Annotated in this window: 15 protein-coding genes; 3 read left to right on the plus strand and 12 right to left on the minus strand. The window is 62.4% G+C overall.

All coding sequences use genetic code 11. The features are described 5' to 3' along the window. Positions 1 to 1,002: 1,002 nt before the first annotated feature. The 8 genes from M6D32_RS06160 to M6D32_RS06195 all read right to left on the minus strand — a co-directional run bounded on the left by M6D32_RS06160 (position 1,003) and on the right by M6D32_RS06195 (position 10,368). Entirely contained in the window at positions 1,003 to 1,467 is a 465-nt protein-coding gene (locus tag M6D32_RS06160) for a cupin domain-containing protein (RefSeq protein WP_298254405.1), read from the minus strand. A 388-nt stretch (positions 1,468 to 1,855) separates the two neighbouring features. After that, entirely contained in the window at positions 1,856 to 2,185 is a 330-nt protein-coding gene (locus tag M6D32_RS06165; RefSeq protein WP_298254407.1) for an NAD(P)H-dependent oxidoreductase, read from the minus strand. 12 nt (positions 2,186 to 2,197) lie between these two features. Further along, positions 2,198 to 3,046 (minus strand): NlpC/P60 family protein, encoded by an 849-nt coding sequence (locus M6D32_RS06170; protein WP_298254409.1) that lies wholly within the window; start codon positions 3,044 to 3,046, stop codon positions 2,198 to 2,200. Then, the gene (locus tag M6D32_RS06175) at positions 3,039 to 4,424 is read right to left on the minus strand and encodes a M17 family metallopeptidase (protein WP_298254411.1); all 1,386 of its coding nucleotides are present in this window, start codon (positions 4,422 to 4,424) and stop codon (positions 3,039 to 3,041) included. The genes M6D32_RS06170 and M6D32_RS06175 overlap by 8 nt, the downstream gene beginning before the upstream one ends. A 148-nt stretch (positions 4,425 to 4,572) precedes the next feature. Continuing rightward, a complete protein-coding gene (locus tag M6D32_RS06180) occupies positions 4,573 to 5,964 on the minus strand; it encodes an MFS transporter (RefSeq protein ID WP_298254413.1) in 1,392 nt (463 codons plus the stop codon). A 117-nt stretch (positions 5,965 to 6,081) separates the two neighbouring features. After that, the gene (locus M6D32_RS06185) at positions 6,082 to 7,299 is read right to left on the minus strand and encodes a flavin-dependent oxidoreductase (protein ID WP_298254415.1); all 1,218 of its coding nucleotides are present in this window, start codon (positions 7,297 to 7,299) and stop codon (positions 6,082 to 6,084) included. Positions 7,300 to 7,575: 276 nt separating this feature from the next. After that, positions 7,576 to 9,135, minus strand: a complete 1,560-nt coding sequence (locus tag M6D32_RS06190; protein WP_298254417.1) for a hypothetical protein — start codon at positions 9,133 to 9,135, stop codon at positions 7,576 to 7,578. A gap of 177 nt (positions 9,136 to 9,312) precedes the next feature. Further along, positions 9,313 to 10,368, minus strand: a complete 1,056-nt coding sequence (locus M6D32_RS06195) for a hypothetical protein (protein WP_298254419.1) — start codon at positions 10,366 to 10,368, stop codon at positions 9,313 to 9,315. Positions 10,369 to 10,767: 399 nt separating this feature from the next. Here M6D32_RS06195 and M6D32_RS06200 point away from each other — a divergent pair, with 399 nt between their 5' ends. From M6D32_RS06200 to M6D32_RS06210, 3 genes are all read left to right on the plus strand, one after another. Further along, the gene (locus M6D32_RS06200; RefSeq protein WP_298254421.1) at positions 10,768 to 11,139 is read left to right on the plus strand and encodes a cyclic nucleotide-binding domain-containing protein; all 372 of its coding nucleotides are present in this window, start codon (positions 10,768 to 10,770) and stop codon (positions 11,137 to 11,139) included. After that, complete coding sequence (locus M6D32_RS06205; RefSeq protein ID WP_298254423.1) at positions 11,136 to 11,951, plus strand: MBL fold metallo-hydrolase; 816 nt, start codon at positions 11,136 to 11,138, stop codon at positions 11,949 to 11,951. The genes M6D32_RS06200 and M6D32_RS06205 overlap by 4 nt, the downstream gene beginning before the upstream one ends. A gap of 85 nt (positions 11,952 to 12,036) precedes the next feature. Then, positions 12,037 to 12,687, plus strand: a complete 651-nt coding sequence (locus M6D32_RS06210) for a glutathione S-transferase family protein (protein WP_298254425.1) — start codon at positions 12,037 to 12,039, stop codon at positions 12,685 to 12,687. Positions 12,688 to 12,863: 176 nt separating this feature from the next. Here the strand turns inward: M6D32_RS06210 and M6D32_RS06215 are convergent, their stop codons facing one another. The 4 genes from M6D32_RS06215 to M6D32_RS06230 all read right to left on the minus strand — a co-directional run bounded on the left by M6D32_RS06215 (position 12,864) and on the right by M6D32_RS06230 (position 17,385). Beyond that, on the minus strand, positions 12,864 to 13,361 hold the full coding sequence (locus tag M6D32_RS06215; protein WP_298254427.1) for a TPM domain-containing protein: 498 nt from the start codon (positions 13,359 to 13,361) through the stop codon (positions 12,864 to 12,866). Between the two features lie 9 nt (positions 13,362 to 13,370). Further along, positions 13,371 to 14,267, minus strand: coding sequence for a YgcG family protein (locus M6D32_RS06220; protein WP_298254429.1), 897 nt, complete (start codon positions 14,265 to 14,267; stop codon positions 13,371 to 13,373). A 25-nt stretch (positions 14,268 to 14,292) separates the two neighbouring features. After that, positions 14,293 to 14,895, minus strand: a complete 603-nt coding sequence (locus M6D32_RS06225) for a LemA family protein (protein WP_298254431.1) — start codon at positions 14,893 to 14,895, stop codon at positions 14,293 to 14,295. A 162-nt stretch (positions 14,896 to 15,057) separates the two neighbouring features. Further along, positions 15,058 to 17,385 carry a xanthine dehydrogenase family protein molybdopterin-binding subunit gene (locus M6D32_RS06230; protein WP_298254433.1) on the minus strand — a complete coding sequence of 776 codons (2,328 nt, stop codon included), beginning with the start codon at positions 17,383 to 17,385 and terminating at the stop codon, positions 15,058 to 15,060. Positions 17,386 to 17,419: the final 34 nt, after the last annotated feature.

The following is a 17,419-nucleotide window of genomic DNA, read 5'->3' on the forward strand; positions in this document are numbered from 1 at the left end:
GGACATTTCTCCTTCGTGGGACGGCGCCTGGCCTGAGTGGTACGATGCCTCCAAGCCCTTCCCTAGCTGGGCCGTGAACTCCACGGACAAGCGCATCGCCGAGTCGCTCGACTATGTGCTGCCCAAGCACCGAGGTGTCAAGCCGAAAATCGTCCTCACCGAGGAATAAACGCGCCACACACACACAGCAGTGAAGCGGGACAATTCCTTTTTTTTGTTGCTGCTCGAGCAGAGGTCGCTGACTGGAGCGACGTGGTGCACAGTGGGGGAGCTGGACAGCACCGGAGAGGCGAAAGAGCTGGCAAGGACTGGATGTTCTCTCTCTCTCTCTCTCTCTCTCTCTCTCCCCTTGTGGGGCTGCTGCGTTATTGGCTGTGCGTTTGGGCGAGCCAAGGAACGGTGCCCGTGTCTCATCTGTTTCCAGCTTTGATGTTGGAACGAGGTGGGGACATGCGCCGACGCGACGAGCACGATGCCTCGGCGAGGCCGGGGCGTCGTCGTACATGCGACGGTTGGAGATGACGCCCAGCGTTCGAAGCCGGTTATCCTTCCCGGCGTGGCGAGCAACACGGCCATCGCGCGATCGTCGCGACCGAAGAACGTGGCCTCGAATGCCTCCTGTTCGGTGGCCGGGGCCTCATCTCAAGAGGAAATCAATCGACTCGTACTTGCAGTACGATCCGGTTACATTCGGGCCCAGCGAACATCTACTCCGCATGATGACGGTGAATTGGCGGCCTCTTCCTGTTGCCAGCGCTGTTTGCCGCCGAAGGTGACCTGGAATGTGGGTTTGCGAGTTCGGCTTGAGCCACTTTTTCCCGCAGCGAAACCAGTTCTGACATTAACCTGAAGAGTTCGTCACCGCCAAGAATCCTTTTCGGCGGATCGACAATTGGCGATGTGGGTTTCGTGCGTTGAGCCATCTAGTGAACTCCTTGTTTGTGCATGCCCTATTCTATCGGTATCGCGTTTCAAACTCATCAGATCGGAAAAGCGCGGCTATCAAAGCGAGTCTAGTCCATGCGGTAGAGGGTTGTTGCGCTGCTGTGCCAATGACGACAGTTTGGTCTTGCAGGATCGGAGCGCGCGGACGCCGAAGCCAACGGGGCCCGATGCAATACTACGGTGACCGAAAGCCAGCTTCTTGACGTAGTTCTCGACGTGCCATCGCGCTTGCGCTCCCTCGCGGAATAAGATCACATCACCAACGCCATAGCGGGTGGGAGGCAAGGTGCCGCTTTCGAGAATGATTGATCCTTCGAGGATGAGGATTGTTTCATCTAAATGGTAATACCAATTGAATTTGCCTTCAGTGCACTCCCAGACTGCAGTCCAACCCAATTCATCGGCGCTTCTGGACAGCAAGCAAGACCTGGCTTGCGGATTGCCTTCAATCACCCACGACGGTTCGATAGGCGACGAGAAGAGCTTCACTCGCAGATTGGCAGCTTCGATGGCCTTTGGCACGTGACTCCTCCTTTGGCAAAGCGGGGACGAGGGAACGAACTGCACCCAAACGAATTGATGTCGAACTCGTTCCTATAGCCGCGCGTAGCGCGTCGAATGCTGACTGTGTAGCCGGGAGGGATACCGGGAAAGATTCCGGCGCCGAAAGACAGGGGAGGCCTCGATTGCGAGGACAAGCGGAACGATCAAAGTCATTTTGGGAACCCGCGATTGAATCCCTGCCTTGTTCCAAAATGACGGCAGTCACGCCTCCGTTGCTAACATATGATGTCGGCAGTAACTTTATTTCCGAACGAATCGACAGCAGGTCGCCGTGCACGGCGCTGAGCAGCGACGCCGCAATCACCGCGCGCCACGCTGGCGCGCCTTGCTCGCGATTGGAAACCCGTCATGCCAGTGGCGAAAAGCCAGGCAATGACCTCACTCCTCCGCCGACCAGCCAGTCGAGCGCATTCTTCATCACGCCGGAAACGCCGCGGGCGTATTCGGGGCTGGAGATCAGAAGGCCGTCCGTCGCGCCGATGATCTGGCGGAATGCTGAAACGGCCTCGGGCAGATGTTCGGGCGTTTCGAAATCGGAATTGAAGTAGGGGAGTTTGCCAATTCCGTCGAACGGATCGATGTCGACGCCCGCAGGCGCAAGGCGCTTTGCCGCGACAAGCACCGCCTTGTTGTAAGATGCGGCGCGAAGGCTGCCGGAAATTGCAAGGAGCCTCATCGCCTATCGCCGTTAGGTGAGCCGCTTAATGGCGGTGGTCTCACTGCCGGTGGCGGCAATGCGCGCGATCGCTTCGCTGGTGTCTTCGATTGTTGTCGCCATATGGTGCGCGTTGGCGTGAACGATGGTCTCGGCGTCGCGGGCGATCGCCACATGGCCTTTCCAGAAAATCAGGTCGCCGCGCCTGAGCTTCTTCGCTCCTTGCGGGTTGAGCTCGCGGCCGAGCCCATCCTGCTGCATGTCGCTGTCGCGCGGACAGCTGGTACCGGCGGCGGTGAGCGCTATCTGGACGAGGCCCGAGCAGTCGATCCCGAGGCTGCTCTTGCCACCCCACAAATACGGCGTGCCGACGAACTGCTCGGCCACTCCGACAAAGTCCGCCACATGGCTATCGATCGAACCGAGATGTTGCCAGGGCAGGTACCAGCCTTCGCGCGTCACGCCGAACAGGCCTTCCTCGCGCAGCACCGTCAGCCGTGCACCCATTGCCAACGTCTCGACCGGCGGCAGCTTGATCGATGGACCCGGAAAGGCAAAAGTTCGCAAAGCCGTGACCTTGTGCGTCGGCGGTGTCGCGGGCTTCATCAGCGCGCCATCCGGAAACCAGCCGACATAGCCGTCGCTGCCAAGCTGGCCCCAGGCCCATCCTTCTCCGTTGCGGTCATAGATCGTGACCCGCTCGCCTTTGAGCGCCTGCGTCATCAGCTCCGCGTCAGAGGAGGGAGCGCGCCGAAGCGGCGTCAGCGGCTCGGCGATCTCGAATTCCTCGCCGGTGACAAAGCGCGCAGCCTTGACCATGCCTTCGAGATATTTCGCGGCGAGGTCGCTTCTTGCCGGCGTGAGACGTGGATCGTCATCCATATCGGGCACTCAGCAGCCGATAGATGGCGCGCGCGGCCTGGCATTCGCCGCCTTCCGGGCGCGCCGGCTTGGCGCTCGGCGTCCATCCGAAAATGTCGACATGCAGCCAGCTTTTGGCCGTTTCGACAAACCGCTGCAGAAACAGCGCGCAGGTGATCGAGCCGGCAAAGCCGCCCGACGGTGCGTTGTTGATATTGGCCACTTTCGAATCGAGCCAGCTGTCATAAGGCGGCCACAATGGCAGCCGCCACAACGGATCGTTCTCTTGTCTGGCACAAGCCGAGAGCGCCTCGGCGAGCCGCTCGTCATTGGTGTAAAACGGCGGCAGATCGGGTCCAAGCGCGACCCGCGCCGCGCCCGTCAGCGTGCCGAGATCGATCAACAGCTCCGGCGTTTCCTCGTCGGCGAGCGCGAGCGCATCGGCCAGCACCAGCCGACCTTCCGCGTCGGTGTTGCCGATCTCGACCGTCAGACCCTTGCGCGACGTGAAGATATCGAGCGGGCGAAAGGCATTGCCGGCTACCGCATTCTCGACCGCCGGAATCAGAACCCGCAGCCGCACTTTGAGCCCGGCACCCATCACCATCTGCGCCAGAGCGAGCACGTTGGCGGCGCCGCCCATGTCCTTCTTCATGATCAGCATGCTCGAGGACGGTTTCAAGTCGAGTCCGCCGGTATCGAAGCAGACACCCTTGCCGACCAGCGTCACCTTGGGATGGGATGGATCGCCCCAGGTGAAATCGATCAGGCGCGGCGCGCGCGGCGAGGCCATGCCGACAGCATGAATCAAGGGAAAGTTTTGTCGCGTCAGATCCTCGCCGACCACGCAGGTGAGACTGGCATCGAAGCGTTGCGCGAGCGCTTGCGCAGCCTGCGCAAGTTCCTCCGGTCCCATGTCATTGGACGGCGTGTTGATGAGATCGCGGGCAAGCGTTGCCGCATCCGCGATCCGCGTGATGTCGGCGATGTCGACGCCGTTTGGCGGCACCAGCTTGACTTCAGGGGGCTCTGATTCTCGGTACCGGCCAAAGCGATAGCAGCCGAGCGCAAAAGCGAGCGTCGCAAGATGGGCCTGTTGCGCAGCGACATTGGCGAAACGATAGATGCCCGGCGGCAGCAGCCCCGGCAATTGACCCGTCCTGAACGGGTCGCGGAATTTGGCGGTCTCATCCTCCAGGGCGAATAGCACCTGCGCGATCTCGCCGCCGGCATTGGGCAGCGCGAGCCAGGCACCCGGCTTGGCGCTAAATCCGCTGGCGCGGGCGAATTGCCGGGACGCTTCGGGAAGACCGGCGGAGATCGCATCCCATGTCGCCTTGGTTGCAAACGTAATCGGAATAGCCGGCGTCGCGGGTGCGGTCTCGAACGCTGATTGCATGCTTCTCTCGGTCTTCGACGTCGCTGGTTTCGCAAGATTCTACAATGGCACATGGCGTCAAACTAGTGCGGTGAAGTTCCTATCAGTTTCGCGGTAACCTCGTCATAGGAACTTCAAATTCTAAACCGCACTAGAATCATATAATTGGCTAGTGCTCCTTTGATTCCGAAGTTCGTAAACGTGGAGCCGCAATATGATACGAACTTCGGAATCGGAGCACTAGTCGTCCCAGCGAGAACGCCGCCACCGCCGCACATAGCGCAGCGGTTGCCGCCACCACAAATACTTCGCCCGTACTCCATTTCAGGCTGAGCAGCACGCCGCCGACGAGCGGGCCGACGATCGAGCCGACCCGACCCACCCCGAGCGCCCAGCCGACACCGGTCGCCCGGACAGATGTGGGATAGAATCCGGCCGCCAGCGCGTTGGCGGCGATCTGTCCGCCGACGATGCAGAACCCGGCGGCGAAGATCGCGATCGTCACGGGGACGGTGGAGTGCCCGAGCTGACCGATCGCTCCGACCGCAAACACCGCGATGAAATAGACCAGCGCCAGCGCGCGAAACGAGAAGCGGTCGATGATGCGGCCAAGCACGACGGTGCCAACGATGCCGCCGACCTGGAACATCGAGCCGATCATGGCGGCCGTTGAAATCGAGGCTCCGAGATCGTTCAGCACCGTCGGCAGCCAGTTCGACAGGAAATACAGGTCGAGCAGGCTCATGAAGAACACGACCCACAGAAGCAGCGTGGCCAGCGTTCGATCGTCCGTGAACAGATGCTGGACCGGAATGCCCTTCAACGCCGGCTCATCCACGACAAAGCGCGCGCTACCCGCAAGACTGACATTCGGGTTGATGCGGGACAGCAATTCGGCGACACGCCCATTGGCGCGGCCGGTCAACGCCAGGAACCGCACCGACTCCGGCAAGCGCAGCGCGAGAATGGGCGCCAGCAAAAGCGGAGCCGCACCGCCGACCACGAATACCGATCGCCAGCCAAGATGTGGGATCAAGGCCGCCGCGAGAAAGCCGCCGAGCGCAGCCCCGATCGAGAAGCCGACGAACATCACCATCACCATGGTGGCGCGGCGGCGGTGCGGGCTGAACTCGGAGGTAAGCGCCACCGTGTTCGGCATCGCGCCCCCGAGGCCGAGGCCGGTCAGAACCCGGACCACGACCAGCGCATTCACGTCATTGACGAGAGAGGTGATGAGCGTGCCGAGACCGAAGGCCAACGTGGAGAGGATGATAATCTTCTTGCGCCCGATGCGGTCGGCCAGCGGACCGAACAGCAGCGCGCCGATCATCAGCCCGAACAGGCCGGCGCTGAGCACCGGGCCGAGCGCCGCCTTGCCGATATGCCATTCCTTCGCAAGCGACGGCGCGACATAGCCGATCGCCGTGGTGTCGAAGCCGTCGAGAAGCAGAACGGTCGCGCAGGCCAACAACAGTTTGATCTGAAACGGGCCGACCGGCTGCGCATCGATGAAGGCCGCGACATCGACGGCCGATGCGTCTTTTGCTGGCGTCGCCGACATAATCCCAAGTCCCTTTTTGAGCCTTCGTCATTGCGAGGAGCGTCAGCGACGCAGCAATCCATATTTCCTTCAATCAGGCCTGGATTTCTTCGCTGGCGCTCGCAATGACACCAGCGACTACGTGCGCAACGCCTCTTTGGAGAAGCCCGCAATCTGCTTGTAGCTGTCGGAGAAGGCAACCAGCTCGTCATGGCTGATGACGTCGCCGATCGCCTTGAATGGCTTGTCGTTGGTGCGCTGATAGACCTCGCGCAGGATCGCGTCGGGCGGATTGGTGCGGTTGGTGAGAACGATGCGGGTGGTTTTCTCCAGCCGCTCCTTTTCATAAGACCCAAAGGCCGCCACGGGATCGCTAGCGGCTGATAGCGCCGACGTCATCGCCCGCGCATCGAGGATCGCTTGCCCCGCTCCGTTGGATCCGCGCGGCACCATCGGGTGAGCCGCATCGCCCAAAAGCGTAATGCGGCCAAAACTCCAGCGCGGCAGTGGGTCCTGATCGACCATCGGAAACTCCAGCACGCTGTCGGCGGCGCGGATGAAGGCGGGGACGTCGAGCCAGTCGAAGTGCCAATCGGAAAAGGCGCCGATGAAATCGTCGAGCGAGCCTGCTCTATTCCAGTCGCGCCGGCGATAGTTCGGAGTTTCGATCTCGGCGACCCAGTTGATGAGCTGCAGGCCATCGCTGTCCGCCTCGCGGATCGGGTAGATCACCATCTTGCCATGCGACAGCCAGCCCGCGCGCGTCATGCTGGCGCCGGACAGGATCGGCTTCCAGCGCGTCACGCCGCGCCACATGTTGACGCCGGAATACCGCGGCTCGCCCTCGTTTGGGAAAAACTGCTTGCGGATCGCTGAATTGATCCCGTCGCAGGCAATCGCCGCGCGGCCGCGCACGCGCTGGCCAGATGCGAAATTCAAGGTGACACCGGCTTCATCCTGCTCGACGCTGACGCAATGGTTACCGGTGAGAATTCGATCAGTGCCGGCACGCCCCTTGAAAGCGTCCAGCAGCACCATGTGCAGGTCGCCGCGATGAATGGACAATTGCGGATGTTCGTAGCCAGCCGCGCGGCCGAGTGGCTCCTGATAGATCAACTGCCCAAAGCGGTTGAAGAAGGAGGCGTCCTTGGTCTTGATCGCGACCCGCGCCAGGTCGGCCTCGAGGCCGAGTGCGGCGAACTCCTTGGTCGCATGCGGCAGGAGGTTGATGCCGACGCCAACGGCACGGATCTCGGCTGCGGATTCGAAGATGCGGCAGGTAATGTTAGCCGCATGCAACGAAAGGCCCAGCGTCAGGCCGCCGATGCCGCCACCGACAATCAAGATGTCGTCCATGTTCCCTCCCCGCATCACTTGCGGTTGCTGTGATGAAACACGATTAGTGAGCTTACTGTCAATCTAGGCGATCCCCGACGGTTGGCTTGTTACGCCGGCGCGATTATCCCTCACCCTTGTGGGGAGGGTGGCGCGTCGCGAGCGAAGCGAGCACGTGCCGGGTGGGGGTAAATCTTGGCAAGCGACAAGCGCGGCCCCCACCCCGGTCTCCCTGCGGTCGACCGACCCTCCCCACGCATTCGCGGGGGAGGGATGAAGAGCGGGCCACGTGGATTCTTAATGGTTCGCGCCGACGAAACACATGCCCATGCGCGAGGTCTCGCTCATGACCTGACAGGCCAGTCCCTTGGCGCAACCCCATGACGTGAAGCTGCCGTCGTTGTCGGCGGCCTTGTTACCAACTTTGGCCTGTAGGCCGTAGCAATGCGCGCCCCAGCCGTCGTCATATTCGGTTCCCGCCAGTTCGCGGCTGCCACGCAGCTGCGGCCGTTCGGAAAAGCCGCGGGAGTAATCGACCGGCTTGCCGTCGCGGATTGCAACGAGAATATCGCGGCGGCGAACCTGGTCGCCGAAGAAATGCGGCGAAGCCGGCACGATCAGAGTATTGGACGGATGTTCGGCCATCCAGTCGACGCCCGGAAAATGAAAGCCGCCGATGCCGCGGGTCTGATGGCATCCGGCGCAAGTGATGTCGTTGAGACGGCGCTCGAAGCCCGCAACCGAGCGGATGTTTTGCAGGGCAATCCCGCCTGCCGCCGCCCTTCGCAGCGCCGTCACCACATCGTCGGTCGAGAAGACGGGATTGTCGCCCTCGCCTTGCACCATCCCGAAGGCCGGCTGTAGCGGCGAAGATGAAAAGCCGATCGGCGTCGGCGCAATCGCCCGCGTCGCCAGAAACTGTTTCGGGATCAGCACCGTGCCGCGATCGAATTCGCTCAAATGCGCGGGATCGAGCAGCCAGTCCCTGAAATCGCGCTTGAGCTTTTCATCCGACAACAGGCGTTCGCGGTCGATCTGGTCTTCCAGCGTCGCTTCCCCGAACGCCTTCGTTTCGCGGTCGTAGTCGAAGACCTTCAGGAGATAGTCCGTGCGAAAATCATGCGCCGGCGTTTGCGCAACATGGGCAATCTGAATGTTGGTTTCAATGCGTTCGATATTGGCCGGTCCGATCAGAGAAAGCGGCCCGCTATCTGAAGTCAGCTTTTCCGCAAGCGCAGGGCCCGTCAGCGTCCAGTCAGCCGTTTCGAGCCAGTGGCGGGCGATCGTCCCGCAAGTGAGCGATGCAGTGCTTCCGTCGGCTTTCGCCTTCAGGATCAGATTGAGCGTCATCGGCAGACGCGCCGAGGCGCCGTGATCGCCGACCGGCGGAGCATCGATTTGTGCCAGCCGATAGATCAGGCGGATCTCGCCGCAACTTTCCGGGTCGACGTAAGCGCGGTCCATCCGGTTGATGACACCGGAGAGCACAAAGCGCGTCGCATCGGAATAGAGTTGGCCGCGATCGAACAGCTCAAAATCGAACTGCGATCCGACGCCGATGGTCTGGCTCGGCAGCTCAGTCTTGTGTTTTTGCATGTATCGCTCGAACTCGGCGTCGAGCGCTTTTCGGATCGGCGCCATCGCAGGCAACACAAACAAGACGTCATCCGTGAGTGGCCTGCTCGGCGGCGCGCCCAGCATTCGCGCGAGGCCAAGGGGGCCATGGTCGAGCTCACGCAACGCGCCGGGATCGGTGACGGCCGTGCCGCGTTCCAGCAACGGCGCGCCACGCGCCGGGCCGAGCGGCGACAGACACAAAAGCGCGAGGGCAAGGAGGGAAGAACGCAACGAAGCCATGTCCTGACAAACACCACGCGGAGGCGCCCATTCCAGGGAGCCTCCGCGTGGTTTGGTTCAGGAAGTAGCCGAAAGCGCGGCGGATTGTCGCTCTATCTATTTGAGCATGATCTCCGCGCAAACGCGTTCCGCGTTTGTCGCGAGAGAAAACCGCTACACACTTTTCCGGATCATGCTCTAGCGCGAGACGATCAGGCCTCGGCTGGTGACAACCACCCAATGTCCATCCTGGCGGCGGACGGCATCGATACGGCCAAGGCCCGGCACCATGTCGCCGGCATAGACTTCGTAGACGCCGCGGCGGCGGCCGTCGATCAAGGCGCCGCCATAGGCGACATCGCGCAGCACCCAGCCTTCCACCGTCGGCAACCGGCCGAGTTCGGCCTTCATGTCGTTCCTGGGTGCAGCCGATGCCGCCGCCTGCTGCTGGGGGGGCGCGGATGCGATGGAACCGGTTATGTCCTTCGAGGCAGCGGATCCGGCGGGCGTTGCGGCCGCAACGACTGGCGATGGAACCGGCAAAGCGTGCAGCTTGTCGATGGCTTCGCTGAGCTTGGCGAGCTTGGCCGGCTCGACCTGGGCGCGCTCGAGCTTGTCGAGACGCTCGCTGGTCTTGTTGAACTGATTCGAGCCGAGCTTGGACGTGCGATCGAGGCCGGCCTTCAGCGCCTGGATGTCGCTATCGATCCGCGACAGCGATGCGGTCAGCGTAGGGGGCTGGCTGGGGGCGGCGGCAGCGACATTGCTGGTGCCGTGCATCAGCGAGGCGGTTGCGAGCGCGCCACCAACCGCGCCGGCGGTCGTCGCGAGCGCCAGCACGGCGGCAATCGCCGCGATCCGGCGTTTGCCAAAGGCACTCTGCGGCTCTTTTGCCCCGGGCTCGGAATGGCTGCCATGGTCCGTCCAGGCGCGCTCACCGCGCGACATCACAATGACCTTGCCGGGAACATGCGAAACCTTGTCCTTTGCGGCCTCGCTTTCGGGCGCCGTGGCGCTGGCCTCCGCCTTCACGGCCTCGGCTTTGGGCGTCTCGGAAACCGCCGGACCGGGCAATGAAGGCTCCGACATCGACGGCTCGGACATGACCGGTTCGGACACCGGCGCCTCGACGGCCGCGGCAGTCTCAGTCGCGGAAGCGCTCACCGGCTGGTTCGCTGTTTCCGCAGAATGCGAGATTCCCTCATTGAGGGAACCCTGTTCACCGCTGGCCGGCCCGGCTGCCTGTTCGCTCATGGTCAAATCTCCCTAAAAGATTGACCATTTGGTAACTTTCATATCTTGCCAAATCCTTACCTGGCCGAGGACTTAGCAAAAATTTAGGAATTGCCGCGGCCGCGTGCGCTGCAAGCGACCTTCCCGCCCCTCGCCGCCCCTCGCTCTCGCTGAACCAGGCCCCAGACCAGCGGCCGGTTTCCACCGCCTGCTTTCCCGACTAACATGGCGCCACTAGTGGTCCAATTCTAACATTCGCATCCCTCCTCAGCGCCCGTTTTTGCGAATGTTAGAATTAGAAGGACCACTAGCAAATATAGGTTTCTAGTGGAGTTTTGGATTTGACATTCGCTTGACGAACCCGCGGCCAGGTGGGTAGCGAATGTCAAATCCACTCCACTAGGTGGGTGGAGGGGAGCCATGGCCATCGAAAAATGCATCAACGAATTTGACGTCGGCGAGGTCATTTTCGAGGAAGGCTCGACCGGGCGCGAACTCTTCGTCGTGCTCGACGGCGCGGTCGAGATCGCCAAGCTGAACGGCGCCGCCAAGACCGTGATCGTCACGCTCGGCAAGGGCGAATTCTTCGGCGAGATGGCGGTCATTGACGGTTCGTCGCGTTCAGCCACGGCCATCGCGGCAACGCCAAAGACCCGCGTGATGCGGATCAACCATGCCCGCTTCGTCTATCTCGTCAGTCAGCAGCCGGCTTTCGCACTGATGGTAATGGACGCGCTGAGCAAGCGCCTGCGCGCCTCCAATGCCGTTACGTTCCGGGCAAGCAGCCCATGAGCGACCGCAAGCCGAGCCCGTTTCCAGTCCTGCTCAACAACGACGTCTGCTCGCTGATTCAGGCCGACGAGAACGTCTATCAGGTCCGCTTCAAGAACCGCGCCGCCAACGCCTATGTGGTGCGCGGCAAGTCTCGCACCATCATGATCGACGTCGGACTGACCTCGAATTACCCCGCGCTGGTGGAATGCCTGAATCATCTCGGCTGTCCGCCGGAAAAGATCGACATGGTGATCCTGAGCCACGAGCATCTCGATCACATCGGCGCGGCTTGGCATTTCAACGAAAGCCGCACCATCATTGCCGCGCACCGGCTAGCCGCCAACAAGATCATGCTGCGCGACGACTTCTCGATGCTGCGCAAGATGTTCAACGAGCCGAACATGCCGATCGACGTCGACATCTGGCTCGAGGAAGGCAACCTGCTCGACCTCGGCGATTTCCGGCTGAACGTGATGTACACGCCGGGCCACACCTCGGCCTGCATCAGCCTGTTCGACCAGGAAAAGGGACTATTGTTCGCCGCCGACACACTGATGCCCGGCGGGGTGATGGGCGGCGTGTTCGGCTCCGGCAGCATCAGCGACTACATCCAGTCGCTGGAGCGCCTCAAAGGGCTCAATTCGAAGATCCTGCTGTCCGGCCATGGCCGGCTATCCGACACGCCGCAGGACGACGTGCGGATCGCGCTTGCCCGTTCGCATGCGCTGTTGGCCGACACCGCGCAACTGTTCGATGCGCTCGATGCGCGATCGAATTTCGAGCCGATCATGCAATCGGTGCGCGACCTCAACAAGCTCGACGACGGATAGGGCTTGAGCCGGTTGCCTGACGTTTGACAAACCGCCTGCGGGTCTGCAATGCATCCTGTTGCGGAAAACAAAAGGAGAGCACGCCATGAAGCTTTACGACTCGATCGGGCCCAACCCGCGCATCGTCCGTATCTTCATCGCGGAAAAAGGCATCGAGATGCCGAAGCAGACCGTCGATCTGCGCGGTGGCGAGAACCGCCAGGCTGACCATCTCAAGCGCAACCCGCATGGCCAGATGCCGACGCTCGAGTTCGATGACGGCAGCTACCTCTCCGAAATTACCGCGATCTGCGAATATCTCGAGGAGATCAAGCCCGCGCCCGCGATGATCGGGTCGACGCCGAAGGAGCGCGCCGAATGCCGGATGTGGACGCGCCGCGTCGATCTCAACATCTGCGAGCCCCTGGCGAACGGTTATCGCTTCGGCGAAGCGCTCCGGTTTTTCGAGAAGCGCATTCCGGTTGTCCCGGAAGCCTCAGTGGGCCTGAAGATGATCGCCGCCAATCGCCTTGCCTGGCTCGACGGCCAGATGGCCGACGGGCGGGAATATCTCTGCGGCAAACGCTTTACGCTCGCCGACATTCTGCTGTTTTGCTGGCTCGACTTTGGCGCCCTGGTCGGCCAGACGGTCGATCCCGCGAATACCCACATCAAGGCGTGGTTCGAGCGCGTCGCGCAGCGGCCGTCAATCAAGGCCGATCCCGTCAACCCTCCTTCCGTGGCCAAGCGCGCGTAAACGCACGCGACAAGGCGGCATCGTGTCCCGGACGCGCCGCAGCGCCTCAAAAGCGCGTCCACGCGCGTCTTCGACGCACTATGGCGGTGCGACGCAGAGCCGGGACCTATGCCTGTGAACGATCAGCAGCGCATCGCCAATGCGCTGCGCAGCGTCCGGGGAACGAGAATTGCGCCCTACATCACCACCGGCGCGTCCGGCAGTTCGTTCGGTCCCGCGCCCTGCTTCGGGAAATATATCGCGAGCTCGCGCGATACGGCTTGAATTCCCTTGATCACGCCGCCTGTGAAATTACCGCCGCGGAATTCGGTCTCCATGGCCGCGCAAATTTTTTGCCAGCCGGCTGCGCCAACCTTCGCGTCGATGCCGCGGTCGGCGACGATCTCGACCTTGCGGTCGGCGAGCAAAAGATAAATCAGCACGCCGTTATTGTGCGCGGTGTCCCAGATCCGCAAATGCGAGAAAATATCGAGCGCGCGAGCACGCGCGGATTGGCCCGAGAACAGCGGCTTGCCGTCCAGCGCGCCCTCGACCACGAAGCGCACCTGCCCGGAATGCGTCGCCTCGCCCGCCTTGATGGCCTGTTCCATCAGGCCAAGTGCCTGCGACGGAAAAATACGCCGGACCCGCCAGCGATGTTCGAGAAGATGTTTGCCGATGCGCGCGATGCCCATGATCCTGGCCTACCAGCTCCCCGAGGCGCCGCCGCCGCCAAAACCGCCGCCGCCGCCGGAAAATCCGCCGTCACTGGAGCCGCTCGACCACGAACCGCCGGATGAGCCCGTCGACCAGCCACCGCCGTAGCTGCCGCGGCCGCTACGGGAGGCCTGCTGGCTTAGTTGAAGCGCGCCATCGCCAAACATGGTGAGAAAAAAGGCGATGACGCCCAGGATCGCGGAGAGTGCAATCGAGCCCAGGATAAACCAGACCACGGCGCCGACCAGGCCGGCGGTCACCCCCGAGCCAAGCAATCGGCCCAGAAGGCCGCGCATGATGGCGGCGACCGCGACATAGCCGAGGAAACCAAAGGGACTGAAAATGACGTTGAACAAGAAGTCCGGCGCGTTGTTGTGCGATACTTCGGGCTGCGGCTTCGGCAACGGTTCGCCGTCGATCACGCGAATGATACGGTCAACACCCGCCGAAATTCCGCCGGAAAAATCGCCGGTCCGGAAACGCGGCACGATGATTTCGTCGATGACCCGCCGCGCGGTGATATCGGTGAGCGCGCCTTCGAGCCCATAGCCGACTTCAATTCGCAGCTTGTGGTCGTTCTTGGCGACCACAAGCAACGCGCCGTCATCGATCTTCCTGCGTCCGATCTTCCAGGCCTCGGCGACGCGGACCGAGAATTGCTCGATCGTCTCCGGCTGCGTGGTCGGAACGATCAAGACCGCGACCTGGCTGCCCTTGCGCTTCTCGAGATCTTTCAGCTTCTGCGTCAGCGTATCGATATCGCCGGACGACAGCGTGCCGGTCTGATCGACCACGCGCCCCGACAACGCGGGCACGGCGACGTCCGCTGTAGCGACGAACGGCCAGCACAGCACCAACACGAAAAGGAGAGCCCTCACGATCATCTCGAACGAATCCGGTGGCGCAGAGCTACTTCGCCGGCGCCGGGTTGAAATCGACCTTCGGCGCGGTCGAGATTTCCTTCTCGTTGTCGACCGTGAAATTTGCCTTTTCCTTGTAGCCGAACGCCATCGCCGTCAGATTATTCGGGAATGTGCGGATGCCGACGTTGTAGTCCTGCACCGCCTTGATATAGCGGTTACGCGCCACCGTGATGCGGTTCTCGGTGCCTTCGAGCTGCGCCATCAGATCGCGAAACAGCGCATCCGACTTGAGCTGCGGGTAATTCTCGGTCACCACCAGGAGCTTCGACAATGCGCCGGTGAGCTCGCCCTGGGCGGCCTGGAATTTCGCAAAGGCGCCGGGATCGTTGACGAGTTCGGGCGTTGCCTGAATGCTGCCGACCTTGGCGCGTGCATTGGTGACGCCGAGCAGCACGTCCTTTTCCTGCTGCGCAAAGCCCTTCACGGAATTGACGAGATTGGGGACGAGATCGGCGCGGCGCTGATACTGGTTGATCACCTCCGACCAGGCCGACTTGACCTGCTCGTCATTGCTCTGAATCGCGTTGTAGCCGCAATTGGTGAGGCTCAGCGTCGTCAGCGCCGCGAGTACCGTCAATAATTTGCGCATCAAAATCTCCCGTGCCTACTACGGTGGAGGCTAGCAGAAGGATATGATGGGAACCAAGTCATTCCGGGACGATGCGCAGCATCGAACCCGGAATCTCGAGATTCCGGGCCTGGTGCTGGCGCACCATCCCGGAATGACGGCGGATGGATTTTCGCTAGCCGCTCACGCCGCCTTGATTTTGGCGATCTGGATCGCTTCCCAGACCTTCATCGGCGAGATCGGGGTCTGGATCGACGTGATGCCGAGATCGGCAAGAGCATCCATCACGCCGTTGGCGATGCAGGGCGGACCGCCGATCGCGCCGGACTCGCCGCAACCCTTGGCGCCAAGCGGATTGGTGCGGCAGGGCGCCGAACCGTCCAGCGTCACCTCGATCGGCGGCACGTCGTCGGCGCGCGGGATGCAATAATCCTGATAGCTTGCGGTGATCAGTTGGCCGTCGCCACTGTAGCTCACACCCTCATAGAGGGCCTGACCGATGCCCTGCGCGACGCCGCCATGCACCTGCCCGCTCACCAGCATCGGATTGATGGCGACACCGACATCGTCCACCGTCGTGTAACGCACGACGCGTGTGACGCCGGTCTCCGGGTCGATCTCGACCTCGCAGATATGGGTGCCATTCGGCCAGCTTGGCCCATCGGTCTGGCCTTCGCTGTTGACGCTGAGCTTGGCGCCTTCTTCCTTCCTGGCGATGTCGAACAGGCTGACATGCTTGTCGGTACCGACGACCGTGAGCGAGCCGTCGCGATACTCGATGTCCTCCACGGAAGCCTCCAGCATTTGCGAGGCCTTTTCGCGGGCTTTCGTGATCAGATCGGCCGCCGACACCACCGCCGCGGTGCCGCCGACGAACAAAGAGCGTGAGCCGACGCTGCCGAAGCCGATCGCGAGATCGGTGTTGCCCTGCACGACATCGATCTTGTCGATGGAAACGCCGAGCGCATCCGCGATCATCTGCGCGAACGAGGTCTGCAACCCCTGCCCCATCGCCTGGGTGCCGGCGTGGAGCACAATGCGCCCCTCCGCGGTCGCGTGCAGGCTGACGGCTTCGTTGTGCACGGTGCCACCGGTCCATTCGATGTAGCTGGTCAGCCCGCGACCATAGAGCAGGCCTTTTTTCTTTGCGGCTCGCTTGCGTGCATTGAAGCCGTCCCAGTCGGCCAGCTTAGTTGCGCGCTCCAGCATGTGCGCGAACGCGCCGGAATCGTACACCTGCCCGACCGCATTCGTGTAGGGCATCTGCGCGGGCTTGACGTAGTTCACCTTGCGAATGGCGCGCGGATCCATCTTGAGCTGCCGCGCGGCAGCATCCATCAGACGCTCGACGACGAACACCGCCTCGGGGCGGCCCGCACCGCGATAGGCGGAAACCGGCGCCGTGTGGGTCAAGACCGCCTTCACGTCGTAATGCACGAGCGGCAGGTCATAGACGCCGCTCTGCACGAAGGGTCCGAGGATCAGCGGGATCAGCGCGCCGGGGCCCGCGATATAGGCGCCGGTGCCGCCAAGCGAGCGCACGCGAAATGCCTGCACGCGGCCCTTGGCATCGAGCGCGAATTCAGCGGTCGAGGTGAGGTCACGGCCGTGGGTGCCACCCAGGAAGTCATCGGACCGCTCGCCGCGCCAGCGCACCTTCTGGTTCAGCTTGGTCGCCGCGTAAGCCACCATGCCGTCTTCCGGATAGAGGTTGGTCTTGTGGCCAAAGCCGCCGCCAATATCGCCGACCAGCACCTGGATGCTTTCCTTCGGCCGCTTCAGTACGGCTTCGGCGAGAATGTCGCGGGTCGAGCCCGGCGTCTGCGATTGCACGTGCAGGATCAGGCGGCCGGTCTTTTTCTCGACTTCGGCAATCGCCGAGCGCGGCTCCATAGCGCAGGGCACGAGGCGCTGGTTGATGAGATCGAGCGAAACGACATGGTCGGCCTTGGCGAAGACGGCTTCGACGGCTGCCGCATCGCCGTAGCTCATCCGGGCCACGATGTTGTCGGGCACTTCAGACCACACGACCGGCGCCCCTGGCTTGACCGCCGCAAGCGGATCGACCACCGACGGCAACTCCTGATATTGCACCACGATCGCCTCAGTGGCGCTCTGCGCGGCAAGGAGCGAGGTCGCGACGACCGCAGCAACCGTCTCGCCGACATAACGCACGAGTTCATGCGCCAACAGCCGCCGCGGCGGCACCGTCATGGGCGAGCCGTCGGGCCGCGGGAAAACCAGCAGCGTCGGCAGCGTGCCGATATCATCGGCGACAAGGTCGGCGCCGGTATAGACGGCTTCCACGCCCGGCATTTCGCGGGCGGCCCTGGTATCGATCGAGACGATCCTGGCGTGCGCGTGCGGCGAGCGCAGCATATAGAGCCACAGCGTGCCTTCTTCCGGCTTGTCGTCGATGAACTGGCCCTTGCCGGTCAACAGCCGCTGGTCCTCCAGGCGCTTGACCGATTTGCCAGCACCGAAACGCATATTGCCGGGAAGAATGTTCATCGCGCTTTCCTCAGGTTTTGTCAGGCGGGCAATG

The organism is Bradyrhizobium sp., assembly GCF_027307225.1.
Taxonomy (GTDB): domain Bacteria; phylum Pseudomonadota; class Alphaproteobacteria; order Rhizobiales; family Xanthobacteraceae; genus Bradyrhizobium.

What these genes read in the sequence shown, in the direction of transcription:
- M6D32_RS06165 (WP_298254407.1), bottom strand. Translation starts at nt 2,185, where the DNA reads ATGAGGCTCCTTGCAATTTCCGGCAGCCTTCGCGCCGCATCTTACAAC.
- M6D32_RS06170 (WP_298254409.1), bottom strand. Translation starts at nt 3,046, where the DNA reads ATGGATGACGATCCACGTCTCACGCCGGCAAGAAGCGACCTCGCCGCG.
- M6D32_RS06175 (WP_298254411.1), bottom strand. Translation starts at nt 4,424, where the DNA reads ATGCAATCAGCGTTCGAGACCGCACCCGCGACGCCGGCTATTCCGATT.
- M6D32_RS06180 (WP_298254413.1), bottom strand. Translation starts at nt 5,964, where the DNA reads ATGTCGGCGACGCCAGCAAAAGACGCATCGGCCGTCGATGTCGCGGCC.
- M6D32_RS06185 (WP_298254415.1), bottom strand. Translation starts at nt 7,299, where the DNA reads ATGGACGACATCTTGATTGTCGGTGGCGGCATCGGCGGCCTGACGCTG.
- M6D32_RS06190 (WP_298254417.1), bottom strand. Translation starts at nt 9,135, where the DNA reads ATGGCTTCGTTGCGTTCTTCCCTCCTTGCCCTCGCGCTTTTGTGTCTG.
- M6D32_RS06195 (WP_298254419.1), bottom strand. Translation starts at nt 10,368, where the DNA reads ATGAGCGAACAGGCAGCCGGGCCGGCCAGCGGTGAACAGGGTTCCCTC.
- M6D32_RS06200 (WP_298254421.1), top strand. Translation starts at nt 10,768, where the DNA reads ATGGCCATCGAAAAATGCATCAACGAATTTGACGTCGGCGAGGTCATT.
- M6D32_RS06205 (WP_298254423.1), top strand. Translation starts at nt 11,136, where the DNA reads ATGAGCGACCGCAAGCCGAGCCCGTTTCCAGTCCTGCTCAACAACGAC.
- M6D32_RS06210 (WP_298254425.1), top strand. Translation starts at nt 12,037, where the DNA reads ATGAAGCTTTACGACTCGATCGGGCCCAACCCGCGCATCGTCCGTATC.
- M6D32_RS06215 (WP_298254427.1), bottom strand. Translation starts at nt 13,361, where the DNA reads ATGGGCATCGCGCGCATCGGCAAACATCTTCTCGAACATCGCTGGCGG.
- M6D32_RS06220 (WP_298254429.1), bottom strand. Translation starts at nt 14,267, where the DNA reads ATGATCGTGAGGGCTCTCCTTTTCGTGTTGGTGCTGTGCTGGCCGTTC.
- M6D32_RS06225 (WP_298254431.1), bottom strand. Translation starts at nt 14,895, where the DNA reads ATGCGCAAATTATTGACGGTACTCGCGGCGCTGACGACGCTGAGCCTC.
- M6D32_RS06230 (WP_298254433.1), bottom strand. Translation starts at nt 17,385, where the DNA reads ATGAACATTCTTCCCGGCAATATGCGTTTCGGTGCTGGCAAATCGGTC.